Origin of the sequence: Herbidospora sp. NBRC 101105 (assembly GCF_030269205.1) — a bacterium.
Taxonomy (GTDB): Bacteria; Actinomycetota; Actinomycetes; order Streptosporangiales; family Streptosporangiaceae; genus Herbidospora; species Herbidospora solisilvae.
On the sequence record NZ_BSSX01000004.1, the window covers coordinates 81,021 to 107,145 of the forward strand.

General features: G+C 71.5%; 21 protein-coding genes. 6 read left to right on the top strand and 15 right to left on the bottom strand.

All coding sequences use genetic code 11. The features are described from left to right. Positions 1–229 precede the first annotated feature (229 nt). A complete protein-coding gene (locus QSK34_RS17615) occupies positions 230–3,415 on the top strand; it encodes a transposase (RefSeq protein WP_285585379.1) in 3,186 nt (1,061 codons plus the stop codon). On the opposite strand, the gene QSK34_RS17620 is transcribed toward QSK34_RS17615, so the two are convergent. The 3 genes from QSK34_RS17620 to QSK34_RS17630 are packed head-to-tail and all read right to left on the bottom strand — an operon-like array spanning position 3,348 to position 7,269. Then, complete coding sequence (locus QSK34_RS17620) at positions 3,348–3,599, bottom strand: hypothetical protein (protein ID WP_030451368.1); 252 nt, start codon at positions 3,597–3,599, stop codon at positions 3,348–3,350. The two genes, QSK34_RS17615 and QSK34_RS17620, sit on opposite strands and share 68 nt — an antisense overlap. A gap of 8 nt (positions 3,600–3,607) precedes the next feature. Then, positions 3,608–4,834, bottom strand: a complete 1,227-nt coding sequence (locus QSK34_RS17625) for a GNAT family N-acetyltransferase (RefSeq protein WP_161482646.1) — start codon at positions 4,832–4,834, stop codon at positions 3,608–3,610. After that, positions 4,831–7,269, bottom strand: coding sequence for a hypothetical protein (locus QSK34_RS17630; protein WP_285585380.1), 2,439 nt, complete (start codon positions 7,267–7,269; stop codon positions 4,831–4,833). The genes QSK34_RS17625 and QSK34_RS17630 overlap by 4 nt, the downstream gene beginning before the upstream one ends. Positions 7,270–7,661: 392 nt before the next feature. On the opposite strand from QSK34_RS17630, the gene QSK34_RS17635 reads away from it, so the two are divergent. Together QSK34_RS17635 and QSK34_RS17640 are read left to right on the top strand one after the other, a co-directional pair. Continuing rightward, entirely contained in the window at positions 7,662–8,309 is a 648-nt protein-coding gene (locus tag QSK34_RS17635) for a chorismate pyruvate-lyase family protein (RefSeq protein WP_161482644.1), read from the top strand. After that, positions 8,306–10,099 carry an MFS transporter gene (locus tag QSK34_RS17640; RefSeq protein WP_285585381.1) on the top strand — a complete coding sequence of 598 codons (1,794 nt, stop codon included), beginning with the start codon at positions 8,306–8,308 and terminating at the stop codon, positions 10,097–10,099. Before QSK34_RS17635 ends, QSK34_RS17640 begins: the two co-directional genes overlap by 4 nt. A gap of 63 nt (positions 10,100–10,162) precedes the next feature. Here QSK34_RS17640 and QSK34_RS17645 read toward each other — a convergent pair whose 3' ends face one another. The 8 genes from QSK34_RS17645 to QSK34_RS17680 form a co-directional block, all read right to left on the bottom strand. Next, a complete protein-coding gene (locus QSK34_RS17645) occupies positions 10,163–11,446 on the bottom strand; it encodes a thymidine phosphorylase (protein WP_285585382.1) in 1,284 nt (427 codons plus the stop codon). Further along, a complete protein-coding gene (locus QSK34_RS17650; RefSeq protein WP_285585383.1) occupies positions 11,446–11,841 on the bottom strand; it encodes a cytidine deaminase in 396 nt (131 codons plus the stop codon). The genes QSK34_RS17645 and QSK34_RS17650 overlap by 1 nt, the downstream gene beginning before the upstream one ends. Continuing rightward, on the bottom strand, positions 11,838–13,103 hold the full coding sequence (locus QSK34_RS17655) for an ABC transporter permease (protein WP_285585384.1): 1,266 nt from the start codon (positions 13,101–13,103) through the stop codon (positions 11,838–11,840). Before QSK34_RS17655 ends, QSK34_RS17650 begins: the two co-directional genes overlap by 4 nt. Next, positions 13,100–14,236, bottom strand: a complete 1,137-nt coding sequence (locus tag QSK34_RS17660; RefSeq protein ID WP_285585385.1) for an ABC transporter permease — start codon at positions 14,234–14,236, stop codon at positions 13,100–13,102. Before QSK34_RS17660 ends, QSK34_RS17655 begins: the two co-directional genes overlap by 4 nt. Continuing rightward, entirely contained in the window at positions 14,233–15,768 is a 1,536-nt protein-coding gene (locus tag QSK34_RS17665; protein ID WP_285585845.1) for an ABC transporter ATP-binding protein, read from the bottom strand. Before QSK34_RS17665 ends, QSK34_RS17660 begins: the two co-directional genes overlap by 4 nt. A 73-nt stretch (positions 15,769–15,841) precedes the next feature. After that, positions 15,842–16,915 (bottom strand): BMP family lipoprotein, encoded by a 1,074-nt coding sequence (locus QSK34_RS17670; RefSeq protein WP_285585386.1) that lies wholly within the window; start codon positions 16,913–16,915, stop codon positions 15,842–15,844. A gap of 168 nt (positions 16,916–17,083) precedes the next feature. Further along, the gene (locus QSK34_RS17675; protein WP_285585387.1) at positions 17,084–18,355 is read right to left on the bottom strand and encodes an amidohydrolase; all 1,272 of its coding nucleotides are present in this window, start codon (positions 18,353–18,355) and stop codon (positions 17,084–17,086) included. Further along, positions 18,342–19,514, bottom strand: a complete 1,173-nt coding sequence (locus QSK34_RS17680; protein WP_161482638.1) for a glutamate--cysteine ligase — start codon at positions 19,512–19,514, stop codon at positions 18,342–18,344. The genes QSK34_RS17675 and QSK34_RS17680 overlap by 14 nt, the downstream gene beginning before the upstream one ends. A 197-nt stretch (positions 19,515–19,711) precedes the next feature. Between QSK34_RS17680 and QSK34_RS17685 the strand changes: the two genes are divergently transcribed. Beyond that, positions 19,712–20,830 carry a D-alanyl-D-alanine carboxypeptidase family protein gene (locus tag QSK34_RS17685; protein ID WP_161482637.1) on the top strand — a complete coding sequence of 373 codons (1,119 nt, stop codon included), beginning with the start codon at positions 19,712–19,714 and terminating at the stop codon, positions 20,828–20,830. Here QSK34_RS17685 and QSK34_RS17690 read toward each other — a convergent pair. From QSK34_RS17690 to QSK34_RS17700, 3 genes are read right to left on the bottom strand one after another with little or no spacing between them, the layout of a single operon-like run. After that, complete coding sequence (locus QSK34_RS17690) at positions 20,806–21,747, bottom strand: YihY/virulence factor BrkB family protein (protein WP_285585388.1); 942 nt, start codon at positions 21,745–21,747, stop codon at positions 20,806–20,808. The two genes, QSK34_RS17685 and QSK34_RS17690, sit on opposite strands and share 25 nt — an antisense overlap. 39 nt (positions 21,748–21,786) lie before the next feature. Beyond that, positions 21,787–22,794, bottom strand: a complete 1,008-nt coding sequence (gene trpS / locus QSK34_RS17695) for a tryptophan--tRNA ligase (RefSeq protein ID WP_285585389.1) — start codon at positions 22,792–22,794, stop codon at positions 21,787–21,789. Between the two features lie 40 nt (positions 22,795–22,834). Beyond that, the gene (locus QSK34_RS17700) at positions 22,835–24,124 is read right to left on the bottom strand and encodes a hemolysin family protein (RefSeq protein WP_285585390.1); all 1,290 of its coding nucleotides are present in this window, start codon (positions 24,122–24,124) and stop codon (positions 22,835–22,837) included. Between the two features lie 111 nt (positions 24,125–24,235). Here QSK34_RS17700 and galE point away from each other — a divergent pair, with 111 nt between their 5' ends. Further along, a complete protein-coding gene (gene galE / locus QSK34_RS17705; protein WP_285585391.1) occupies positions 24,236–25,174 on the top strand; it encodes a UDP-glucose 4-epimerase GalE in 939 nt (312 codons plus the stop codon). 42 nt (positions 25,175–25,216) lie between these two features. Then, positions 25,217–25,348 carry a hypothetical protein gene (locus QSK34_RS17710; protein ID WP_285585392.1) on the top strand — a complete coding sequence of 44 codons (132 nt, stop codon included), beginning with the start codon at positions 25,217–25,219 and terminating at the stop codon, positions 25,346–25,348. Here QSK34_RS17710 and QSK34_RS17715 read toward each other — a convergent pair. Next, positions 25,323–26,114, bottom strand: a complete 792-nt coding sequence (locus tag QSK34_RS17715; protein WP_285585393.1) for a COG1361 family protein — start codon at positions 26,112–26,114, stop codon at positions 25,323–25,325. The two genes, QSK34_RS17710 and QSK34_RS17715, sit on opposite strands and share 26 nt — an antisense overlap. Between the last annotated feature and the right edge of the window lie 11 nt (positions 26,115–26,125).

Here is a 26,125-nt window from a genome sequence, read left to right on the forward strand (position 1 = left end):
TGCCCGTCTTGCCTGGACCGAAAGCCCGGTTCCGGACGGTGAATACCCGCCTACCCCGGCACTGATCTGGGCAGCTCCCCGCGATGGGGCCTATTTGTGTCAGGTTTCCTGACAGAATTATCGAGACGAATGTTTGCATAGCTGCCGAATTCGTGTTATTTGGTCGCACGTGGATCATTACACTGTCATTGACAAAGATTTGACAAGCCGTCCGCATCGTATGCGGGATGTGGACGGACGGGCGTTCCTCGCGTCCCTGCGCACCACCGCCGTGACCCGCGTCGAGGCGGGCGAACGGGTCGCGCAGGTGAGCCGGAACATGGGCGTGTCTCGGTCGTCGGTCTACGAATGGCTCCGCCAGGCCCGCTCCGAGCCGCAGAAACTGCAGGCCAGCCCGTTGCAGGGGCGTCCGTCGGCGCTCTCCCCCGACGGATTGCACGATCTGGCGACCGCGCTGCTGGCCGGCCCGGAGTCAGCGGGCTTGACAGGACGGTTGTGGACGCGGGAACTCGTGAACGAGCTCGTCTCCCGCGACCACGGCGTCTCGCTGACGCTCACCAGCATCGGCCGTCTGCTGCGTTCACTCGGTTTATGGCCGCGGCACTCTCTCGTCACGTGGCCGGACGGTTCCGCCCGATTGTGGAAACAGCGTTACGCGTACATAAAAGAGAAAGCACGGGAACAGGACGCGCTTCTGATGCGCGGGGGACTGGTCGACGTCGGCGCGCTTCTCCCCCGTTCCTCCCTCCCCGCCGCGCCTTTCGGCTTTCACCTGGCCTATGCGCTGATCCCCGGCGGGCCGCTGCTGTTCCGCGCCTACTCCGGGCCGGCGAACGCGGCCACGTTCCTCGACTTCGCGACCGGGCTGGTGGCCGAGACCGGCCGGGCCACCTGCCTCATCACGGCGCCCCATCCCGTCTTCGACCTCGACGAGTGCGCGCGCGGCCTGGCCGGGCTGCCGCTGACCGTCTGGGTGCGCAGCGACGGCGACGCCCGCGCGCTCCGGCCCGCTCCCGCGCCCGCCACCGCCTCGGCCCCCGATCTGCGGCCGGCCGTGCTCGGCGGGCCGTCCACCGGCCTGTGGACGATGGACCGGCTCGCCGGGCATCTGAGCGCGCTTTTCGGTCATCCGGTCAGTACCGGCGAGGCCGAAGTGTTGCTCTCCGCGCAGAACCTCTGGCCCGAAGGGCCGCTGCCGCCCGTGCTGCCGCCGGGCTCGCCCGCCGTCGGCCGCTGGTGCCACGACGTGCTGCCGCTGTTCCAGGCCGAAGCGGGGCCCGGCGCGGCGGTGCGGTTCGTCCAGGAGGTCCCGCTGCCGGGCGGGCGCACGCTCCTGCTGGCCGTCTCCTCCGACCAGGAACGCCGCTTCGCCTGGTACGAGGAGGCCCGCTACCAGGGCCGCATGCGCGCCACGACGCTGGCCGACTTCACCCGGCGGCTCCGCCAGGACCTCGCCGAACCGCTGTGCCTGGTCGTCACCGACGACTCCGGCTGGCGCTCCCGCGATCTCGACGCCACCGCCACGACGGTCGGCGACGCCTTCTTCTGCACGTGGGCCGACGGTTGCGGCGAACGCGTCTGGCGCGTCCCCGACCGCGACCCCGTCCAGGCGTTGTGCCGCCGCCACTTCCACCAGGGACGCGGACCCGCGCCCGCCGGAACCGCCTCGCTGGAGATGGAACACCCGCCGCGCGGTCCCGTCGGCACGGCCGACCGCCAGGTCCGGATCGCCGCCGCCCGCGAACACGCCCGGCGGCAGCCCCTGTCGGCGGGAGGCCGGTTGCGCGAGCTCGTCCTGGCGGGCCCACCCGCCCTGCTGACCATGCGGACGCTCACCGCCCTGCTGAGCCGCGCCTACGGCAGGCCCGTGGACGCCGACCGGGCCGTCGCCGTGCTGCGCGACGAGGGACTGTGGCCCGAGGAGTTCCCGTCGGCCGAGCCCGGCCCGTGGGAGCACGAGACGCTGCCCCTCTACCTCGCCCACGCGGGCGCCGGCGCGGCCGTCCGGTTCGTCGCCGAGGCGCGGCTCGGGGGCGACCTCAGCCTCCTGGTGGCGCTCGACCGCGCCGGGGAGACCCGGTTCGCCTGGTATACGCAGGCCCGCTATCGGGGGCGGATGCGCGCGACCACGCTCGTCTCCTTCGCCGGACTGCTGCTCGACGACGCCAACGGGCCGCTCTGCCTGGTCGCCGCCGACGAGGCCGGCTGGAAGTCCAAGGAACTGGCCGCCGCGCTGGCCCGGCGGCCCGTCCTGGTCGTCGCGGCCGGGGTGCCCTACCTGTGCGCCTGGCCGACCGGGTGCGGCAACCGCGCCGTCATGGGCGACCAGTGCCGCACCCACGCGCGCCGGTCGCGGCGGCTGGCCGTCCACCGCGCCCGCTCCGGGCCGCTCCTGGACGCCGTGCGCGCCGCCTCGGCCGAACTCGCCGAGGCCCGCGCGGCCGGCGACGCGGCCCGGGAGGCGCTGCGGGCGGCGCTGGCCGACCTGCGCGCGGCCGGAGCCCGGGACGCCGCACTGGTCGCCGCCTGGACGGGGCTGCCGGAGAGCGAGATCCCCTTCGGGTCCGAGCCGGCCGACCGGGAGCTCGTGGAGGCGCTGCGGGTGTGCGTGCGGACCGGGGTGACGAGCCTGACCACCCTCATGCGGGTGAGCGGGCTGCCGGAGGGTCGGGTCCGGGCGCTGCGCCGGGAGGTGCGGCTGCGGGCGCGGGCCCAGGAGGCCGCGTTCCTGGCCCGGATCGCCGCCTCGTCCGCCGCCCTCCGCGATCGGCGGGCCGAACACGGCGACGCCGTCCGCCGCGCCTGGCGCGAGGGACACCGCACGGTGACCGCGATGTGCGAGGTGGCGCGGATCAGCCCGTACACGCTGGCCCGGATCCTGGAAGGGCTCGGCGCCGACCTGCTGCTGCCGCCGCGCGCCGCCGGCAGGGGCGCGCTGGCCGAGGTGGCCCGCGCCGCGGTCCTGCTGGGCGAGGCGCGGACGGCCCGCGACGACGAGGTCCGCGCGGCCCTGGCCGCCGGGGTCAACGTCGTCGGGCTGATCGCGCGGGCCGGCGGGATGACCCAGGCCCGGGTCCGGCGGCTGCGGCCCGCCCCGACCCGCGAGACGGCCCTGGCCGCCCTGGCGGCGAGCCGGGCCGAACTGGACCGGCGGACGGCGGGCCTGGCGCGGGCCTGCCGTCCGCTGCTGGACCGGGTGGCCGGGAGGCTGGCCGCCGTCGCCGACGCCGCGCACACCGAGGCGCTCGCCACCGTCGCCCGCGACGCGGCCGTGCGTGCGGCCTGGGCGGGGGGAGTCGGCGACCCGGCCGTGCTGGCCGTCTGCGCGGGCACCGACTCCCGCACGGTCACGGCGTTGGTCGGCGCGGCAGCGGCAGCGGACGCCCCGGATGCTTACGCGCGTACCACGACGTGAGCAGCTTCTCCACCGCGACCAGATGGAAGTTGAGCTGGTCGAACAGCTCGCGGACGTCGTCGTCGGAGGCCGTCAGGCGGAAGGAGTCGACCAGGGTGGTGATGGAGTCGGGGTCTGCGTAGGGACGACGGCCGGCGCGTTCGGATCGTTCGTCCTCGAACGGGCTGAAGATGGAGTGCGTCATGGTTCCCCCTAGGCGGCGAACATGCCGGTCTGAGCGATGAGCCGGAGCAGGGCCAGGTCGTCGACGTCCATGTCCTGCGCGTACGCGTCGAACAGTTCGCCGGCGCGCCTGCGGTTGACCTCGCGGGTGTGCCGGGCCGTCCAGCCGAGCGGCGGGCGCAGCAGCAGCGACCACAGCGGGAGCAGCCGCGCGCCGCGCCGCAGCTTCTCGGTGAACCCGCCGACGCCGAAGTCGATCTCCTGCAGGTGCCGGGCCAGGCCCATCCTGACCGGGGCGTGCGACTGCAGGACCGGCTGCTCGGCGAAGTGGCCGGTGCGGCGGGGGTCGAGCGTGATGCGGTGGGCGACCAGGCCGTCGCCGTGCTGGAAGACCAGCCGGTAGCCGATCGTGGCGCCGTTGTGCGTGCAGAGGATCACGTGGGCCGACCCGGCCAGCGGCGAGGCGAGGTAGCGGCGCAGCTCGCGCTCGGCCGCGGTGGCCTCCTTGGGCGTGGGGTGCAGCCGGGCCAGGTCGGGCAGCAGGGCCGCCGTCAGCGGCAGCACCTTGATCGCCCGCGCGCCGTCGGCGAACACCCGCTCCTCGCGCCGGGCCAGCGTCCGGCTCGACCGCTGGAGCGCGCCCAGGTGCTCCTCGAAGGTGCTGCCCTGGATCCGCATGACCGTCCGCGCGTGGGTCAGGATGAGCGGCGCGCGCGGGAAGTAGCGGGTCAGCCGCCCGGCCGTGGGCCCGTCGAGGTAGAGCACGGCGGCCGTGCCGTCGTCGGGCATGGCGTACTGCACGGCCCGCGCCCACAGGTGCTCGTCGTCCGGGTGGCAGACGGGCACCGTGCGGTATCCGGCCGTCGCACCGATGAGCGTGACCCGCCCCCAGGCCTCGGGGGTGCGCAACCGCCCGCCCCGCAACATGGAGCCGAACAGCCGGGCCGGGTCGAGCATCGGGCGGGCGGGGGCCCGGTCGTAGTGGCTGACCGGCACCACGGTCCGCAACGACGGCCGTCCTGTGCCGCCGACCCAGCCGAGGACCACGCCGTGCCAGGCCGCCGCGTCCGGGTCGGCGTGCGCCTGGTGCCAGGCCCGGCCGTTGAAGAACCCCGCGGCGGTACGGGGGGCGAGCTCGTCCCACCGCGCCGGGGCCGACCGGAGGGGCGCGGTGGTCAGCCGCACCTCCTCGACGCCCGGCCGCCTCGGCGCCTCCTCGTAGAAGGAGACCGCCGCCGTCGAACCCCCGGCCCTCATCGAACGGCCTTCGCCATGCTGGGCGGCATGACCGGCCGGCTGCCGGCCGCCGCCTTCTCGGGCGCGTCGTCGGGTTCGGCCTCCGGAGACGGGGCGGGCGGCGCCTGCGGGGGCAGCGGCGTGGAGTAGGGCGTCAACGCGGGCAACGGCTCCGACCGATCCTCCGCCGACGAGGACTCCCGGCCCCGCTCGGGCGGCTGGGAAAGCTCCCCGGCCCCCTCCGACGACTGCGAGAGCTCCCGGCCCCGCTCCGACGGCTGCGAGAGTTCCCCGCCCCGCTCGGGTGACTGCGAAAGCTCCCGGCCCCGCTCCGACGGCTGCGAGAGTTCCCCGCCCCGCTCGGGCGACTGCGAAAGCTCCCGGGCCCGCTCGGGCGACTGCGAAAGCCCCCGGCCCCGCTCCGACGGCTGCGAAAGCTCCCGGCCCCGCTCGGGCGACTGCGACGCGGAGGTCTCCGCTGCGGGCGGCTCCGGCCTGTCGTGCGACGCCGGGCGAAGCACGGCCTGCAGCGCGGCGCTCTCCACGGGCAAGGGAGTCGAGTGCGGCACCGCACCGCGCGGTGAGCCGGGCGGTTCCGGCGTGGATCGCGGCTTCTGGGCGGACGGCGGCAGGGGCCCGGAGGGCTGTACCGGGATCGGGTTCGGCATCGGGTTCGGCAGGGGGCCGGGCCGGGTGTGGGCGCCCGGGACCGACGGCAGCGGGGGGATGTACTGCGGCGCGGCGGTCTGCACCGGCAGCGGCGTCGAGTAGGGCATCGAGGCGGGCAGCGGCTCGGGCGTTGAGTTCGGCGCGGAGGCCGGCAGCGGCTGCGGCGTCGTGTGCATCGGCGCGGCGGGCCTCGGCTGCGGGACCGCGGTCCTGGCCGGCTGGGCGGTCGATTGGGGCACCGCCGTCTGCGCCGACTGAGCCACCGGCTGAGGGGCCTGCGACGGCTGCGGGGCATGGAACTGGGCTGGTATCTGGGCCGGCTGGGCCTGCGACGGCTGCGGGGCAGGGAACTGAGCTGGTATCTGGGCCGACTGGGCCTGCGACGGCTGTGGGGCAGGGAACTGGGCCGGGATCTCGGCCGGCTGGGCGTGCGGCGGCTGCGGGGCCGGGATCTGGGCCGGCTGGGGTGCCGGGGGAAGGGTCGGCTGGAGGTCGAAGGCCGGTTCCGGTTCGCGGATGCGCTGGATCGACGGGGGCAGGAAGGGCCACTCCGCCGGGATGTACAGGTGGGCGGCGCGCATGTGGGCGGCCCTCAGGTGGGCGGCGCGCAGGGCGCACTCGCGGGGGTTGCGGCCCGTGACGACGGCCCGGCCGCCCGGCTCGTAGCGTTCGAGCCAGCCCGCGTACGGCAGGTCGTCGTCGAGGTCGGCCAGGCGGGGGGCGCGGATGTCGACGGGGGTGACGATCGCGGCGCGGCGGTGGCGGTGCCGGGTGGCCTCCGGTTCGCGGCCGCAGCTGATGGCAGCGGCGGCGGCCGGGAGGTTGACCCCGGTGACCAGTTCGACGACGTGGCACAGCAGCGGGTCGGGCGGCCCGGCCCGCAGGCCCGTCACGATGGCGCTCTCGTCCGACAGCAGCAGGCCGACGCCGCAGTGCCCGTCCTGGACGCCCACGGCCGACACCGCGGTGGCGATGACGGCCGCCACGTCGGCGTCCTCCAGAAGCGGGTCGGCGGCGTCGACGATGTCGTACTCGCCGAACCGGCGGATCACCGCGACGCCGATCGGCGCGCCCGAACGGACCCAGCACTCCACCGTGACCGGTGCGCCCACCGGAACCTCCTCGACGAGAACGGCGCCGCTGTCACCCGTCGCGGCCTGGGCGCCGGCGAATCCGGCGGGGATGCCGGCGAGATCGTCCACGCGGCGCCGGGACAGGTTCCCTCCAGGGGTCCGGGCGACGAACAGGACGGGGCAGCCGATGAGCTGGGCGGCCCGGTTCGCCTCTTCGGGTGAGACGGCGAGGATCGACCGCGGGGTGCGCATGCCCCCGGCGGCGAGCAGGACCTGGGTGCTGACGGGGTCGGCGCTGCCGATGGCGGCGGTCTCCCCGAAGGAGGGCAGCCCCAGCCGCACGGCAGCGGCGGCCGCGACCTCCTGGTAACGCGGCTCCCAGCAGATGACGCCGTCGACGCGGCGGGAGAAGCCCTCGACGGCGGCGGCGACCGCGGACGGGGTCATGGCCGGAACCCGCAACCGGTCGGTGTGGCCGGACCGGCCGGCCGAGACGTCGTCGGTGTCGACGAGCACGACGTCGAAGCCGCCCTGGCGGACCTGGGCCAGCAGCGACGCGGCGTCCTCGGAGCCGCCGGAGCCCACCAGGGCCACGGTGCCGCGGTGGGGGGTGGGGATGCGCGCGCCGCCGCGGTGCGGCCACGGAACCCGGCGGGCGAGCGCCCGGCCGTTCACGACGCGACGCCTGGTCAGTCCGTCCCTTTCGCCGTTCATAACGAACAGGTATTGCACGTTCACTTGACTGCCGCCTTTACGAAGGAGGGTTCGCGCGGACTTGATGCAAATGATGTTGGAAGTATTGACAGGCCGATGTCAAGAAGAATTGTGACGGAGGGGGAAATGCATATCTGTCGTGATCCTTTTACGCGACACAACACCCCAAACCAGGACAATCAGGACTCTCGCCACACATGTCACTCGCATTTCTGTAAAGGAATTTGACAAGAAGTCTTACAGCCTGGCCGATACCCCCACCTGCAGTGACGACGTGCTGGAACGCGACAGTGCAAGAGTGACCGAAATCCGACCCTATTGCGAAAGTGGAGAAAGTAATTAAGATCTCAACTTGTGTCAGATAGTTTGTCAGAACGGGAAAGGAGGGTCATATGAGCATCCCGGCCGACGCCGTGACCCGAATGGTCCTCACCAACGACGGATCAACGACGCAATTGCTTTCCGCGTTACTCGGTGTACCGCTGCGCGTCCGTGTGCTCGACCAGCGGGGGCTGCCGTCCTCGCAAGTACGCCCCCGCGCGGCCGTCAAGGCACTCGTGGCCGGTGAGGGCGACGAACCGCTCGTCGTCCGCAAATCGCAACTCGTCCGCCCGGACGGCAGGGCCATCTCGGTCAACACGGTGATCATGACGTCGAGTCATCTGGTCGCCCGCAGCATCGTCGACGGCGGGGGCACCCCCCTCGGCCAGGTGCTGCAGGGGGCCGTCGAACAGCGTCGCGTGATCACCGAGACCGGCTGCCGGATGAGCGAATGGGGCGGTGTCGGCCGGCCCAGCGTCTACCGCTCGTATCTCGTCTTCGCTGGAGGCAGGCCATTCCTCCACGTCGAAGAGCAGTTCCACCCCGCGATCGTGACGCCCATCCGGGACCTCCCCCTTCTGGAGGAGGACCCCCGGCAGTGGCCCGCGAAGAAACGTCCAGCGCACCCCCGCCGAGGACCCGCGATGCAGACGTACATCAGCGACACCCTGGTCTCCCTCCCCCAACCCGCCGCATCCTCCCGCAAGCCGGCCGAATGAGCGTTCTCACACAGCGGCGCGGTGACGACGGTCTTCCCCCGTTGCTCACCGACCCGACCCGCCGCCTCCAGGGGCGCGGACGACCGGCGCCCAGCTCCCACAAGCGCAAGACCACCTACCTACCCGTCATCGTGTGCGCCGGCATCATGGGCATCACCATGGCCGACACGCTCGCCGCCACCCTCGGCGTGCCGCAACTCGCCGAGAGCGGCTTCGGCCCCAAGTCACCGATCGACGTCCAGTGGCTGCTGACCGCCTTCGCCCTCCCGTACGCGGCGCTGCTGCCCGTCGGGGGACGGCTCGCCGACGTGTTCGGCCCGCGGCGGCTGCTCACCATCGGACTGTCCCTGTTCTCCCTCGCGGCGTTCTGCACGGTCGTCACACCGATGTGGAGCCTGCTGCTCGCCGCCCGCGCCGCGCAGGGGCTCGGCGCCGCCCTCATGGTCCCCGCCTCGCTGGCGATGCTGCTGGCGACGGTGCCCACCACCCGCAGAGCCGCCGCCATCGGCGTCTGGAGCGCGTCGACCGGCGTCGCCGGCACGCTCATGTACGCCCTCGGCGGCTGGTTCAGCCAGAACATGGAGATCGGCTGGCGCGTGCTGTTCGTGCCCAGCGCGTTCCTCACCCTGCTCCTGCTCACGCTGTCGATGACGCTGCCCCGGCCGCCCCACACCCGCGGCGCGGTGCCCGACATCATCGGCTGCCTCCTGCTGGGCGCCGCCCTGGCGATGCTCACCTGGGCGATCGTCCAGTTCCCCCGGCGGGGCTGGGACCCGTACGTCATCGGCGCGGTGTCCGGGGGGACGCTGATGCTGCTGGCGACGATGGCCCGCTCGGCCTACCACAAGGCCCCCGCCATCGACCTCGGTCTGTGGCGCAAGGGCCGCTTCGCCCTGGCCGGAACCCTCTCGGCCCTGTACGGCCTGGTCTCCCTCCCGATCCTGGTGATCATGCCGCTGTTCCTCGGCCAGGCCATGTTCCGGTCGCCGGAGCTGATCGGCGCCGCCATCGCGCCCAACGCGGCCGGTGTCCTCGTCGGCAGCGTCGCCGCCGGCGGCCTGATCAAACGCCGGGGCCCGCGGGTGGTCATCTACCTGGGCGCAGTGGTGATCGCCGGCAGCTGCATCGGCCTGCTGCAACTGGTCATCGGCACCGGCCGGCCGCTCGACGTCCTGCAGGTGTGGTTGCCGCTGAACGCCGCGCTGGGCCTGGGCTTCGGCCTGCTCAACGCGGGCTCGTCGGCCGCCGCCGCGTTGACCGCCGGCCCGGAGCGCTACGCCACCGCGGTCGGCGCGACCATGTCCGTCCGCCAGGTGGGCGGCACGATCGGCATCGCCGTCACGGTGGTCCTGCTCGAACGCCCCTTGGTGGAGGCGCCGATGCCCGGCTACACGAGCGTCATCCTGGGGTCACTGGCCCTCGCGGTCTTCGCGGGCTGCCTGGGCCTGTTCTTCGGCGCCACGAAGCCCCCGGCCCCGGCCCGCTCTGCCAAACGCACCCCGAACCGCCCCGAAGCCCGCCCGGCCCCACGTCCCGAACCGCGCCAGACCGCCCGTCCGGCGCCACGCCCCGACCGTCCGGTCGCCCGCACGCCCGTCCACCCGCCGATCCCCCTGCCGCGCCGCGCCGTCCCCATGTCGACCCCCAAGTCGACCCCCATGTCGGTCCCCATGTCGGCCCCCGTGGAAGACGAGGTCGCCGCCGAGATGTTGCGCACCCTCAAGGAGACCACCAACCGCATCAACCTCATCGCCGACGTCCTGCTGGACCAGCAGCGACCGACGCGGTGACCCGCGAAACCAGCCTGCCCGGTGACCCGCTGCTCGCGTCACCGGGCAGGCTCTCGTGTCGGGTCAGGCGGTGATGCGCTCCACGACCAGGGGCAGCAGGCCCGGGTCGGTGTTCTCGGTCACCTCGTAGGCGCCCTCCAGCGACTCCAGTGCCCGCTCGAAGCGTGAGGTCTCGTCGGCGTGCAGGGTCATCAGCGGCTGGCCCTGCCGCACGATGTCGCCCGGCTTGGCGTGCAGGACGATCCCCGCGCCGAACGACACCGGATCCTCCTTGCGGGCCCGGCCCGCGCCCAGACGCCAGGCCGCGACGCCGACGCCCAGGGCGTCGAGGGTGGTCAGCACGCCCGAGGCGGGGGCGGTGATCTCCATCGTCTCGGCGGCGCGTGGCAGCAGGGCGTCGGGGTCGCCGCCCTGGGCGGTGATCATGCAACGCCAGGCGTCCATCGCCGAGCCGTCCTTGAGGGCGGTCTCGGGGTCCTTGCCGGAGACGCCGGCCGCCTCCAGCATCTCGCGGGCCAGGGTCAGCGTCAGTTCGACCACGTCGGCGGGGCCGCCGCCGGACAGGACCTCGACCGACTCCTCCACCTCCAGGGCGTTGCCGATCTTCAGGCCGAGGGGGCGGTCCATGGCCGTGAGGAGGGCCACCGTGCGCACTCCGGCGTCGGTGCCCAGTTCGACCATCGTGCGAGCCAGTTCGCGGGCGTCGGCCACGTTCTTCATGAACGCGCCGGAGCCGACCTTGACGTCCAGGACCAGCGAGCCCGTGCCTTCGGCGATCTTCTTGGACATGATCGAGGAGGCGATCAGGGGGATCGACTCCACCGTTCCGGTCACGTCGCGGAGGGCGTACAACTTCTTGTCGGCGGGGGCCAGGCCCGAGCCGGCCGCGCAGACGACCGCGCCCGCCGAGCGGATGACGGCGAGCATCTCCTCGTTCGAGAGCGAGGCCTTCCAGCCGGGGATCGACTCCAGCTTGTCGAGCGTGCCGCCGGTGTGGCCGAGGCCGCGGCCGGACAACTGCGGGACGTAGGCGCCGCACGCCGCCACCAGCGGCGCCAGCGGCAGGGTGATCTTGTCGCCGACGCCGCCGGTCGAGTGCTTGTCGGCGGTCGGGCCGTCGAGCATCGACCAGTCCATGCGCTCGCCCGAGCGGATCATCGCGGCGGTCCAGTCGGCGATCTCGCGGCGGTTCATCCCGTTGAGGAGGATCGCCATCGCCAGGGACGACATCTGCTCGTCGGCGATCACGCCGGACGTGTAGGCGTCGATCACCCAGTCGATCTGGGCGGCCGAAAGCTCGCCCCTGTCACGTTTGGTGACGATGATGTCGATCGCGTCGAATGCCATTACTTCCCCGAAAGATCGTCAGGCCCGAAGGCGAACGGCAGGAACCTCGCCATCGGCCACGGCCCCTCCGGCGTCTCCACCAGCAGGTCGGGGCCGCCGTGCTCGAACAGCAGCTGGCGGCAGCGCCCACACGGCATCAGCAGCTCCTCGTGCCCGTCCACGCAGGTGAACGCCACCAGCCGACCGCCGCCCGAGGCGTGCAGGGCCGACACCAGACCGCACTCGGCGCACAGGCCGATGCCGTAGGAGGCGTTCTCCACGTTGCAGCCGGTCACGATCCGGCCGTCGTCCACCAGCGCCGCGGCGCCCACGGGGAAGTGGCTGTACGGCGCGTACGCGTGCCGCATGGCCTCCCCCGCCGCGGCCCGCAAGGCGTCCCAGTCGATCGGCGTCATTTCGCCTGTCCCCTCCGATAAGGCAACCCGTCGGCGGCCGGCATCCGCAGCCGTTGCGAGGCCAGCGACAGCACCAGCAGCGTCGTCAGGTGCGGCGTGAACGACGTGAACTGCTCGGGGATCGTGTCGGTGACCGCGAAGACGACCAGCACCGCGATGGCCGCGATCCCGGTCAGCAGGGCGGCCCTGGACCGCTGCTGCTTCACGAACTGCCAGATCGCCACCGCCACCAGCAGCAGCGCCACGACCAGCAGCAGCGCGTGCACCGAGGTGCCGCCCTGCCGGAGCTGGAGCGCGTCGGTGTAGCCGAACAGGCCCGCGCCGGCCGCCAGGCCGCCCGGACGCCAGTTGCCGAAGATGACCGTCGCCAGGCCGATGAAGCCGCGTCCACCGGTCTGACCCTCACGGTAGGTGCCCGCCGCCACGATCGCCAGGAACGCCCCGCCGAGGCCGGCGAAGGCGCCGGAGGCCAGGACCGCCACGTACTTGTAGAAGTAGACGTTGACGCCGAGCGACTCGGCCGCGACCGGCCGCTCGCCGACCGACCGCAGGCGCAGTCCGAAGGCGGTGCGCCACAACAACCAGAAGGTCAGCGGTACGAGCAGCACGCCCAGCAGCGTGAACAGCGACACGTTCTGGGTGAGGCCGCGCAGCACCCCGGCCAGGTCGGAGATGAAGAACCAGCGCTGGGATTCCAGGTCTTGGAGCGGGCCGCCGATGCCGGGGATGGAGACGGTCTGCATCGCGGGGATGCGCGGCGACTGCGTGTCGCCGCCGCCCGACATCTCGGCGAAGACCAGCGTCGACAGGTACTTCGTCACGCCCAGGCCGAGGATGTTCAGCGCGACGCCGGACACCACGTGGTCGACGCCGAAGGTGACGGTCGCGACGGCGTGCAGGGCCGCGCCCAGCACACCTCCGACCAGGCCCGCGAGCACGCCCACCCAGGCGTTGCCGGTGACGATGGCGCCCCAGGCCCCGAACCAGGTGCCGAGGATCATGATGCCCTCAAGGCCGATGTTGACCACACCGGCCCGCTCCGACCACAGGCCGCCCAGGCCCGCCAGGCCGATCGGGACGGCCGCCATCAGGGCCGCGCCGATCGCGCCGCCCGAGGTGATGTCGTTGGCCCCGGTGACGACCCGGGCGACCGAGAGCAGGAACAGCAGCGCGAGCAGGCCCAGGAGGAGGATCTGCCAGGTCAGCTTGAACTTCCGCGTGGGGGGCGCGGCGGCCGGGGCGGCGGTCGTGGTGGTGGTCATGCCGTCGCACCTTCCTTCTGCGGGGTGGACGCGGCACCGGCCAGCTCCCGGCTGACGCGCCTCTGCTCGGCGGTGACGCGATAGCGGTGCGCGAGCTCGTACGCGACGACCACCGAGAGCACGATCACACCTTGCATGATCGTCACGATCTCCGGTGAGACGTCGTGGAGGTCGAGGATGTTGGCCGAGACGTCCAGGAAGGCCCAGAGCAGCGCGGCGAACACGATGCCGACGGGGTTGTTGCGGCCCAGCAGCGCGATGGCGATGCCGGTGAAGCCGAGACCCGCCTGGAAGTTCAGGTTGTAGGTGTACGACTCACCGAGCAACTGGGGCATCCCGATCAGGCCGGCCATGGCGCCGGAGATCAGCATCGCGTACACGATCATGCGTTTGACGTTGACCCCGCTGGCCACCGCCGCCGGCTCCGACTGGCCGGTGGCGCGCAGGTCGAACCCGAAGCGCATCTTGTTCAACAGCACGTGGAAGCCGAAGCCCACGACGACGGCCAGGATGAACAGGCCGTACACCTTCAGGGGCGTGTCGGGGATCAGCCCGAGGCCCGGCACCTGGCCGGCGGCCGGGATCGGCTTGGTGCCGATGTCGTTGCCCTGCCGGACGCCCCACACCTCCAGCAGCAGGTAGGCGCCGATCCCGGTGGCGATGGTGTTCAGCATGATCGTCGAGATGACCTCGCTGACGCCCCGGGTCGCCTTGAGCACACCCGCGATGCCCGCCCACGCCGCGCCGACGATCATCGCCACCAGGATGATCACGATCGGCAGGAACGGCGCGGGCAGTGTGACCGTGCCGCCGACCGCCGCCGCGACCAGCCCGGCGAGGCGGTACTGACCGTCGACGCCGATGTTGAACAGGTTCATCCGGAACCCGATGGCCACCGCGATGGCCGACAGGTAGTAGGTCGTCGCGTAGTTGACGATCTGCGCGAGCGAGCGGGGCTGCGAGCCGTACTCGACCATCGTGACGAGGGTGTCCAGCACCGGGTTGCCGGTGATGACCAGCACGATCGAGGTGATGAGCGCGGCGAACAGGATGGCCACGAGCGGCGCGGTCAGCGGCACCCACGCGCTCGGCTTCACCCGCCCGAGCAGGCGGTCGGTGAATGTCGAGCTCATGCTTCCTCCCCGGCGCCCGTCATCGCGGAACCGAGTTGTTCGGGGGTGACGGTCGCCGGGTCGAACTCGGCGACGAGGGTCCCGCGGTGGATGACCTTGAGCCAGTCGGACAGGCCGATCAGCTCGTCGAGGTCGGCCGAGATGAGCAGCACCGCGAGCCCCGCCGCGCGGGCGGTCCGCAGGTGGTCCCAGATGGCCGCCTGGGCGCCGACGTCGACACCCCGGGTCGGGTGGGCGGCGATGAGCAGCTTCGGCTCACCGCTCATCTCCCGGCCCACGATGAGCTTCTGCTGGTTGCCGCCGGACAGGGCGGAGGCCAGGACGTCGATCCCGGGGGTGCGCACGTCGTACTGCTCGACGATGCGCTGGGTGTCGGCGCGGGCGCCCCTGCGGTTGATCCACCAGCCCCGGACGTTGACCTTCTCCTTCATGTGGCCGAGGATCCGGTTCTCCCAGAGGGGGGCCTCCAGGAGCAGCCCGTGGCGGTGGCGGTCTTCGGGGATGTAACCGATCCCGGCCTCGCGGCGGCGCAGCGTCGTCCAGGACGTGATCTCCTCGCCGGCCAGCGTGATCGTGCCGGTGGAGGGCCGGATGCCCATGATCGCCTCGACCAGCTCGGCCTGGCCGTTGCCCTCGACCCCGGCGATGCCCAGGACCTCGCCCTTGTGGATGGTGAGGGTCACGTCGTCGAGCACCTTGCGCTCGCCCTCGGCGCCGATCGTCAGACCGGTCACCTGGAGCGCGACCACGTCGGTGACGGTCGACTCGCGGGTCTCGGGGCTCGGCAACTCGCTGCCGACCATCAGCTCGGCGAGCTGGCGGGCGGTCACGCTCGCGGGGTCGACCTCGGCGACGGTGGTGCCGCGCCGGATGACCGTGATCGCGTCGGCGACCTTCAGCACCTCGTCGAGGTGGTGGGAGATGAAGATGATGGTGATGCCCTCGCGGACCAGGCCGTGGAGGTTCTCGAAGAGCTCGTCGACCTCGTGGGGCACGAGCACGGCGGTCGGCTCGTCGAGGATCAGGATGCGGGCGCCCCGGTAGAGCACCTTGAGGATCTCCACCCGCTGGCGGGTGCCGACGCCGATGTCCTCGACCAGGACGTCGGGGTCGATGCCCAGGCCGTAGGCGTCGGAGATCTCCTTGATCCTCGTGCGGGCGGCGGCGAAGTCGAGGGCCAGTCCGCCCTTCCTCGGCTCGCTGCCGAGGATCACGTTCTCCAGCACCGTGAGGTTGTCGGCCAGCATGAAGTGCTGGTGCACCATGCCGATTCCGGCGGAGATCGCGTCACCCGGGGTGTGGAAGGTCACCGGCGAACCGTTGACGCGGATCTCGCCCTCGTCGGGGCGTTGCATGCCGTAGAGGATCTTCATGAGGGTCGACTTGCCGGCGCCGTTCTCCCCCACGATGGCGTGGATGTGCCCCTTCTGGACCGTCAGGCTGATGTCGCGGTTGGCGACGACGCCGGGGAACCGCTTGGTGATCCCCTCAAGCTGGACGGCGACCTCGGAGACGGTGGTCTCGGTGCTGATGCTGGCCTCCTGCGTAAGCGTGCCGAGAGGCCCGGTGGTGATCACCGGGCCTCTCAACGGTCACGTCGCCGTGTCATTCCTTGGGAACGGTGATCTCACCGCTCGAGATCTTCGCCTTGTACTCGTCGAGCTGCGTCTTGATGTCGTCGACCTTGCCGCCGGTCGTCGAGTAGTCGACGCCGCCCGCCTTGAGGTCGTACACCTTGGAGCCGGCCACCACGGAGTTGGTGGTGAAGCTCTTGATGAAGTCGAACACCGCGACGTCGACCTTCTTCAGCATCGAGGTGATGATGACGTCGGCGACGGTCGGGTCGGCGGTCTTGGCCTGGTCGGAGTCGACGCCGATCGCCATGCCGCCCGCGGCCTTGGCGGCCTCGAAGACGCCCGCGCCCGAACCGCCCGCGGCCTGGTAGACCACGTCGGCGCCGGCGTCGAACATGCCCTCGGCGGCGGTCTTGCCCTTGGCCGGGTCGCCGAAGCCGGAGAAGTCCGGCGGCTGGGTCAGGTACTTGGCCTGGATCTTGATGTCCGGCTTGACGGCCTTGGCGCCCGCCTCGAAACCGGCCTGGAACTTCTTGATCAGGGGGACCTCGACGCCGCCGACGAAGCCGACGTTGCCCTTGGTCGACTTCAGCGCCGCCGCCGCGCCGACCAGGAACGAACCCTGCTCCTCGGCGAAGACCAGGTTGGAGACGTTGGGGAGCTTGTTGGCCTCGTCGTCGACGATGGCGAACTTGGTGTCGGGGAACTCGGCCGCGACCTTGGCGACCGACGCGGAGTAGGCGAAGCCGACCGCGATGACCGGGTTGAAGCCGCCCGAGGCGAGCAGCCGCAGGCGCTCCTCCTTGGCCGACTCGGCCTCGCCGTTGCCGGCCTCCAGCTCGTTGATCTCGACGCCCAGCTCGGCCACGGCCTTGTCGAGGCCGGCCGCGGCGGAGTCGTTGAAGGACTGGTCGCCACGGCCGCCGATGTCGTACGCGAGCCCGACCTTGACGCCCGAGGCCGCGGGGGCCGACGACGCGCCGTCGGCCGGCGCGGCGCTGGGGGCGCCCTCGGTGGTGTCGCCGCCACCACAGGCGGCGGCGGCAAGCAGCATCGCACCGGCGGCGGCACCGGCGACGACCTTGCCAAAACGATTGCGGAGCAAGGTGGGACTCCCCTTCCGTGACGTTCACTTCCGTCGCACGCGCGAACAGAACGCACGGCAACCTGCACGGAAGATAGTTGTTCCGGAAGGATGCTCAAAACGCCAGCACAGCTCCGCAATCAGCCTGTTATGCAGCTCACGCCACCTTGTGACCGATCAGGCGATCGATCAGGCGAGCAGCGCCTCCGACTCCGAGCCCCGGCGGACCGTCGTGCGCTGGCCGTCCCACAGGGCGGTCAGGGCCGTCGCGGCCAGCACCCGCACGCCGACGCCCACGCAGCGCTCGTCGACGTCGAAGGTCGCCTGGTGGATGTCGAAGTCGCGCTTGTCGCCCGGGGTGCGCACGCCCAGGCGGGCCAGCGCGCCGGGGATCGACTCCAGGTACCAGGCGAAGTCCTCGCCGCCGAGCGACTGGGAGGTCGGGGCGGGCGCGTCGGGCCCGAGGACCTGGATCGCGGCGTCGCGGAACATCTGCACGCTCCCGGCGTCGTTGACCGTCGGGGGCACACCGCGCCGGTAGTCGAGCTCGGCCTCCACGCCGTAGGCGCCCGCGACCCCGTCGAGCAGTGCCTTGATCAGGTCGGGGGCGGCGTGCCAGGCCTCGTCCTCCAGGCACCGGACGGTGCCCTCGATCACCCCGTCCTCGGGGATCACGTTGCCGACCGACCCGGCCTGCACGCGGCCCCAGACCAGGGACAACGACGAGCGCGGGTCGACCCGGCGGCTGAGGGCCGCGGGGAGTTCGGTGACGATCTTCGCGAGGGCGTACACGAGGTCGGCGGTCAGGTGGGGACGGGCCGTGTGGCCGCCCGGCCCGCGCAGGCGGACGGTGAGCCGGTCGCACGCCGCGGTGATGCCGCCGGAGCGCAGACCGAGCTGGCCGACCTCCAGGCGCGGGTCGCAGTGCAGCGCGAACACCCGGTCGAGGCCGCTGATGCCGCCGGCCGCCATCACTTCGAGGGCGCCCTCGACGATCTCCTCGGCCGGCTGGAAGATCAGCCGGACCCGGCCCGGCAGCAGCCCGGCGGCGGCCTGGCGGGCCAGGAAGACGCCGGTGCCCGCGAGGATCGCGGTGTGCACGTCGTGGCCGCAGGCGTGGCAGCGGCCGGGCTGGAGGGACCGGTAGGGCACGTCCTTCTCGTCGGGCATGGCGAGGGCGTCCATGTCGGCGCGCAGGCCGATCGTGGGCCCGCCGCCGGTGCCGATGTCGCACAGGATGCCGGTACCCCGGGGCAGGATCTGGGGCTCCAGGCCTGCCCCCTTCAGCAGGTCGACGACCTTGCCGGTGGTGCGGTGCTCGTTGAACGCGAGCTCGGGGTGCATGTGAAGGTCGCGGCGCAGCGCGACGAGCTCACTCTCGTGAGCGGCGAGGAAGGCGTCGAGCTCCCCCGTCAGACCATGTCCCTCGGGAGACTCCGTCTCCTGATCATGTCCCTGCATGATCTGCTCCATCTGCCTTCCTCGCGGTGACGAACCGGTCTTGGGCCAGCTCGGTAACGGTCGCGTCGACAACGTCTTCAAGAGTTCCACCGGCGGCGATGATTCCCCGCTGCCGCTCGCACGAGCTGCCCTGGTCGAGCACGTCGCCCAGGACGGCCAGCTCATCGGCGCAGCCGAGCCGCTCGGCCACCGGTTCGAGTTCTCGCTGGAGTTCGTACAGCATGTCGCGCAGCGGGGCGGTCGAGCCCTTGTCGTCGGTGACGACGACGGCGTCCAGCCCGTAGCGGGTGGCCCGCCACTTGTTGTCGCGCACGACCCATGCCGCCGGGCTCGGAAGCTTGTAGCCCCGGTCGAGCTGCTGGTCGAACTGTGTCACGAGGCACTGGGACAGGGCGGTCACCATGCCGACCTCGCGGAGGGTCGGGATGCCGTCGAACATGCGGATCTCGATCGTGCCGAAGTCGGGGTGGGGCCGGATGTCCCACCAGACCTCTTTGATGCTCTTGATCGTGCCGGCACGAATCAGGGTCTCCATGTAGTCCTCGAACTCCGACCAGTCCGCCAGTAAATGCGGCGGCCCGGCCGTGGGCAGTGCCCCAAAAACGATTGCCCGGCTGGAGGCGAGCCCGGTGTCTTGGCCGCCCCAGAACGGGCTGGAGGTCGTCAACGCCAGGAAATGAGGCAGGTAGGCCGCAAGTGCGTTGACTATAGGAATGACTTTATCTCGTTCCCGTACCCCGACGTGAACATGTACGCCGAATGTTTGGATGCGCCATGCCAGCCACTGCATCTCCTCGACGAGTTCGAGGTAACGCTGGTTGGGCGAGTACTCCGCGTCCCGCCAGTCGCTGATCGCATGGGTTCCGGTGCAGGCCAGCGCGATGCCGCGCGGCTCGGCGACCTCCCGGAGCCGGTTCAGGCTCCGCTCCAGGTCCTGGACGGCCTCCGCCGCGGTGTGGCAGATGTCCGTCACGATCTCGATCTGCGACTGCATGAGTTCGTGCATGGCCTTGGGCCGGGCGTTCTCGCTCAGATCGGGCACCGCGGCGAGGATCTCGCGCGCGTCCTGCCGGAGTCTGCGCGTGTGCGTGTCGATGAGCTGTAGCTCCCACTCGACGCCCAGAGTCGCACCGCGGGACGGATTGAACTCGATCGGCACAACAACCTCCATAGTCCATCGTCTCAGGCACTCTCACCCGACGTGGCGTTAATCGGCCAAACCGAAAGCCCACATCTGATCAAGGCCCCTTGTGCATCGTGACCTCTCATCCCGAATCGGCCAACTGCCCCCAAACGGTCTTTCAACCAGTAGGGTCCAATGCGTACGCCTGCGATCTTTGGGGGATCTTTCGCGACATGCGTAGATGTACGAGTGCCCTCAGTCTCGCCGTGCTCACGGCCGGACTGGTGGCGGGCACCCAGCCGGCGGCGCTGGCGGCCGACGTGATCGGCGGGCCGCAGCTGGCCGGCACCGGGATCATCGTCCCGGCGGGGGTGCAGGCTCCGCCCAAGACCAAGGCGAGCTCGTACGTGATCGCCGACGCCGACACCGGCGAGGTGCTGGCGGCCAAGAACCCCCACGGCAGGTTCCTGCCGGCCAGCACGCTGAAGGCGCTGACGGCCCTCACGCTGATCCCGCTGCTCGACAAGAACAAGACGGTCAAGCCGAGCCAGGCCGCCGTCAACGAGGAGGGCAGCGCGGTCGGCCTCGTGCCCAAGCCGATCTACAAGGTGCACGACCTGCTCAGGGCGCTGATGATGGTCAGCGGCAACGACTGCGCCAACGCCCTGGCCGAGGCCAACGGCGGCATCCCCGCCACCCTCGCCGACATGAACGAGGTCGCGAGGAAGCTCCAGGCCAACGACACGGTCGCCAAGACCCCCAGCGGCCTCGACAAGCCGGGGCAGAGCAGTTCGGCGTACGACCTGGCGCTGATCGCCCGCGCGGGCCTGAAGCTGAAGGACTTCCGCGAGTACATCTCCACCAAGACCGCCAAGTTCCCGGCGCCGAAGGGCCACTACGAGATCGGCAACCACAACAAGATGTTGTGGACCTACGACGGCATGCTCGGCGTCAAGAACGGCTGGACGTCCAAGGCCTTCGGCAGCTTCGTCGGCGCGGCCAAGCGCGACGGCCACACGATCATCGTGTCGGTCATGCGCCACGAGGAGTCGTTCTGGAAGGACGTCGAGGAGCTGATGAACTGGGGCTTCGCCAACCGCGGCAAGAGCGCCGCCGTGGGCGCCCTGGTCGAGCCGCTGCCCGACCGGCCCTCCCCGGCGCCCTCGGCCCTGGCCGCCGAGAGGGCCCCGGTGCCCGAGGGCAACGCCGCCGTGTCGGCGCCCGACGCCCGGGAGAGCGGCTCGGGCATGATGGCCACGATCGTCCTGGGCGGCGGCCTGGTCGCCGGGGTGGGGCTGCTCGGCTGGGGCATCCGCCGCAAGCGGCGTCAGTCGCCGACGGCCTCGTCGTAGCCGTCGTGGGTGGCCGGGGCCGGTGACGGCTCCGGCGGCGGGCCCAGGGTGGCGGTGGCCGTCCAGGCCGCGGAGTAGAAGATCACCCGGGCCGACAGGTTGATCCACAACAACAGCCCGACCATGACGGTGAACGTGCCGTAGAGCGTGTTGTTCGACAGGGTGTGCGACAGCAGCAGCGTCGCGAACTGCTTGAGCACGCCGAACAGCACCGCGCCGACCACCGCCCCGCGCAGGATCACCTTGAACGGCTGGGCGGGCCGGGCCAGCCAGCCGAACATCACCAGGAAGACGAGGGTGTCGGCGGCCAGCGAGGCCGCGATGCCGGCGACGGCCAGCCCGGCCGTGCCCAGCCACGACTCCCCCATCCCGAACCAGTCGGCCACCGTGCCGGCCGCGCCGCCCGCCACGCCGCCGACGACGGTCGAGAGGATGGCCGCCAGGCCTATGAGGATCAGCGCGACGAGGTCGTAGAGCCTCGCGAGGAGGAAGTTGACCGGGGGCTCGCGGCTCATCCAGATGTCGCGCAGGGCGGTGCGCAGCGTGTCGACCGCGCCCAGGCCGGAGTAGAGCAGGCCGACGAGGCCGATGACCGTGGCGGCGCTGCGGGCCTCGGCCAGGTAGCTCAGGTCGAGCTTGTCGGCCAGGCCCGGGAGCTGCTCGTTGATCGCCTGGTTCAGGGTCGCCAGCGCGTCGGGCCGGAAGGTGACGACGTAGCCGAACACCGCGAAGGCCAGGGCGATGATCGGGAAGAACGACAGGAACGCGAAGTAGGTCACCGCGCCGGCGAGCCGGTCGCCGTGCATGATCTGGTAGCGGTGGACCGTCCGGATGAGGTGGTCGACCCACCGCCAGCGGATGCGGGCGCGCTCGGTTCTGTCGCGCGTCCACGCCTTGGCGGACTCGACCCACCTCATCAACGAACTGATCACGCCGGGGACCTACCCCGGGTGCGCTCAGTGAGTCGGCAGGAAGCCCATCGCGTCGCGGGCCTTCTCCATGGTCTGCTGGGCCACCGCGCGGGCCTTGGCGGCGCCGATCGCCAGCATGCGGTCGAGCTCGGCCTCGTTGGCGAGCAGCTTCTCGGCCCGCTCGCGGATCGGGGAGAAGGTCTCGATGACGGCCTCGGCGACGTCCTTCTTGAAGGTGCCGTAGCCCTGGCCGGCGTAGCGCGCCTCCAGGTCGGGGATCGGCGTGGCGGTCAGCGCCGACAGGATGCGCAGCAGGTTGGTGACGCCCGGCTTGTTCTCGTCGTCGGCGACGATGTCGGTGCCGGTGTCGGTGACCGCGCGCATGACCTTCTTGCGCAGCGTGCCCGGCTCCTCCAGCACGTCGAGGATGCCCTGGGGGCTCGACGACGACTTCGACATCTTCGCGGTCGGGTCCTGGAGGTCGGTGATCTTCTCGACCTCCTTCACGATGTACGGGTTGGGCAGCGTGAAGGTCTTCGCCCCGTAACGCGTGTTGAAGCGCTGCGCGAGGTCGCGGGTCAGCTCGATGTGCTGCTTCTGGTCGGCGCCCACCGGGACCTGGTCGGTCTGGTAGAGCAGGATGTCGGCGGCCTGCAGGATCGGGTAGGTGAACAGGCCCACCGAGGCCGAGCCCTCGCCGTATTTGGCCGACTTGTCCTTGAACTGGGTCATCCGGCCGGCCTCGCCCATGCCGGTCAGGCAGATGAGCATCCAGGCCAGCTCGGCGTGCTCCCTCACGTGGCTCTGCACGAAGACCGCCGACCGCTCGGGGTCGAGGCCGCAGGCGAAGAGCTGGGCGGCGGCGACGCGGGTGCGGGTGCGCAGCTCGGCGGCGGTCGGCGCGACCGTGATCGCGTGGAGGTCGACGACCATGTAGAACGCGTCGTGGGTCTCCTGCAGCGGGACCCACTGGCGGACCGCGCCCAGGTAGTTGCCGAGGTGGAACGAGTCCGACGTGGGCTGGATGCCGGAAAGAACACGAGGGCGAGCCATGACGTCATTCTTCCAGCAACCCCGGCCTGGTCGCGACGATTTACGCCTCCGGGGTGGCGGGGGTGACCCTGACCCGGGAGACCCGCCGTCCGTCCATCTCCGTCACCGTCAGGCGGGCTCCGGGCACCTCCACGGTCTCGCCCACCACGGGCAGGTGGCCCAGCCTCGCCATCAGGAAACCGCCGATGGTCTCGTAGGGGCCCTCGGGGAGCCCGATGCCGATCTCGGAGTGGGCGTCGACCAGGCGGAGCAGTCCCTCGACCTCGACGTCGCCCGCGATGCGGCGGATGCCGGGCTCCTCGTGGTCGTACTCGTCGCGGATGTCGCCGATCAGCTCCTCGACCAGGTCCTCCAGAGTGACGATGCCGGCGGTGCCGCCGTACTCGTCGACCACGATGGCCAGGTGGTGGCCCTCGTCGCGCATCTCCGACAGGGTGGCCAGCACCCGTTTGGTGCCCGGCACCTGCTTGACCGGGCGGATCGGCACCACCTCGGAGATCGGGTCGATCCGGCCGGTGAGCACCGGGTCGAGCAGGTCGCGCACGTGCACGAACCCGACGACCTCGTCGTAGGAGTTGCGGTAGACGGGGAACCGCGAGTGCGGCAGCGAGGCGACCAGCACCGCCGCCTCGGCCAGCGTGGTGTCGGCCGCCATGAACTCCACCTCGGTACGCGGCAGCATCACCTCCCGCAACTGCCGCTTGCCGGCCGCGAAGACCTCGGCGATCAGGTGCCGCTCGTCGGCGGTCAGCTCGGCGTGCCCGGCCACCATGTCGCGCAGTTCCTCTATCGTCATCGCCTCGCGGTCGGCCTTGGGATTGCCGCCGAGCAGCCGCACCACGCCGTCGGTCGACTTCGACAACGCCCAGATGACCGGCCGCGACAAGGCCGCGATCCGGTCGACGAAGGGGGCGACCACCAGCGCCAGGCCCTCGGCCCGCTGAAGCGCCAGGCGCTTGGGCACCAGCTCGCCGAGCACGAGGGAGACGTACGAGATCGCGAGGGTCACCACGAGCAGCGAGACGAGCGGCGCGGCCGACGCGGGCAGGCCCCAGCCCTCCAGGGCGGGGCTCAGCTCGCCCGCGAGCTTGTCGGCGCCGAAGGCGGCCGAGAGCATGCTCGCCACGGTGACCCCGATCTGGACCGCCGACAGGAACCTGTTGGGATCGCGGGCGAGCTTGGCCACCCGGGCGCCGCGGCGGCCGAGCTTCTCCAGCCGCCGCACCTGGCTCTCCCGCAGCGAGACCAGGGCCATCTCGGCTGCCGCGAAGTAGCCTCCGATCAGGATGAACACCAAGACGAGGGCGATGTTGGCCGCGAGACTGTTCACTGGAATGTTTCCGCCCTGGCGACTTCCGATGACGAGAGACCTGAAAGCGTACTCAGTGCGCGGCTAGGCTGGGGGTCGTACAAAAACGAACATAGTCGAACGGAATCCAACGTGAAGCTACTGGTTACCGGAGGCGCGGGCTACATCGGCAGCGTGACCGCGGCGCAGCTCGTCGAGGCGGGACACGAGGTCACCGTGCTCGACGACCTCTCGACCGGCCACGCCGACGCGGTGCCCGACGGCGCGCGGTTCGTCGAGGGTTCCTTCATGGAGCCGGGCGACCTGTCCGGGTTCGACGCGGTGCTCCACTTCGCGGCCAAGAGCCTGGTCGGCGAGTCCGTCGAGAAACCCGCACTCTACTGGTCGCACAACCTGGGCGGCACGCTCCGCCTCCTGGAGGCCATGCGCAAGGGCGGCGTCGGCCACATCGTCTTCTCCTCGACCGCCGCGACCTACGGCGAGCCCGAGAACACGCCGATCAGGGAGACCGACCCGACCCGGCCCACCAACCCCTACGGGGCCTCGAAGCTGGCCGTCGACACCACCCTGACCGCCTTCGCCGCCATGTACGGCATCGGCGCGGTCAGCCTGCGCTACTTCAACGTGGCCGGCGCCTACGGCCGCTTCCGCGAGCGCCACGTGATCGAGACCCACCTGATCCCCAACGTGCTCAAGGTCGCGCTCGGCGAGCGCGAGTCGATCAGTCTGTTCGGCGGCGACTACCCCACGCCCGACGGCACATGCGTGCGCGACTACGTGCACGTCTCCGACGTCGCCAACGCCCACCTGCTGGCGCTGGCGGCCTGTGAGAGGGGCGTCCACAAGATCTTCAACCTCGGCAACGGGGCGGGCTTCTCCAACCAGCAGGTCGTGGACGTCTGCCGCGAGGTCACCGGCCATCCGATCCCCTCGGCCATCGCGCCCCGGCGGGCGGGCGACCCGGCGGTGCTGGTCGCGTCGTCGGAGCTGATCCAGAAGGAGCTGGGCTGGCAGCCCGAGCACAGCGGGCTGACCTCGATCGTCGAAGACGCATGGCGAGCAGTTCGGTAATTGTCCGGATTCGCAGCGTGAAAATGTGATTGGGTCTCGGCTATGAGGCGAGTGCTGGCATATGCGGGAATCACGCTGCTCGTCCTGCTGGGCAGCCTCGCCTCCGCCGCGGGGGTGGTGTTCGCCACCGGCGGCGGCGCTTACATGGTCAACGGGTCGCCGCCCTGCCCCTGACCTTCAACGACGCCTGGTTGTTGCGGGGATGGCGGTCGCCGCGCCCCTGGGAGCGCACGATCGCCGTCACCGCGGTCGTGCCGCGCCGCACCGCCAGCCGGAACCAGGCCGTGCCTCCGGGCCGGATCGTCGGCACCACGCAGCCGGTCCGGCCGCCGCAGCGGGCCCCGTCGACGAAGACCATGGCGTCGCGCACCACCCGCGGCCCCCTGTTCCGCACGGCCGCGTGCACGGTCGTCCGGTGGCCGCTGCGCCGCGCGGCCGACAGCCGCACGGTCAGGTCGGCGCCCTCGTCGACCTTGGTGAACGACTCGGCCTGGTTGTCGGTCTCGCGGCCGTCGAGGACCTCGGAGACCAGCCGGGCCTGGGCGTGCAGCGGGCCCAGAGCGTCGGGGCGCACCAGGCCGGTGATCACCACCCCGCCCGACTTGCCGGCCGCCACGTCCTTGGACGACGGGCACACGACCTCCGAAAGGCCCCGGCCGGGCCGGCACTCGGCGACGTCCACGGCGACGATCGTGAAGTCGTCCGGGACGCGGACCGTCAGCGTGGGCAGCACCGCGTCGCCCGGCCCGCCGTTCTTCACCTGGACGCTGTAGGTCAGCGGCTGCCCCGGCTGGGCGACCTTGGGGTGGGCCTCGATCGACACCGACAGGTCGGCTCCGCCCCACTGGCCCCCGTGCCCGCCGGGCCCGGACGCGAGCGCGGGACCGGCGAGGACCCCCGAGACGAGGAACGCGACCCCCGCGACCAACCATCGACGCATGGACCAATTGA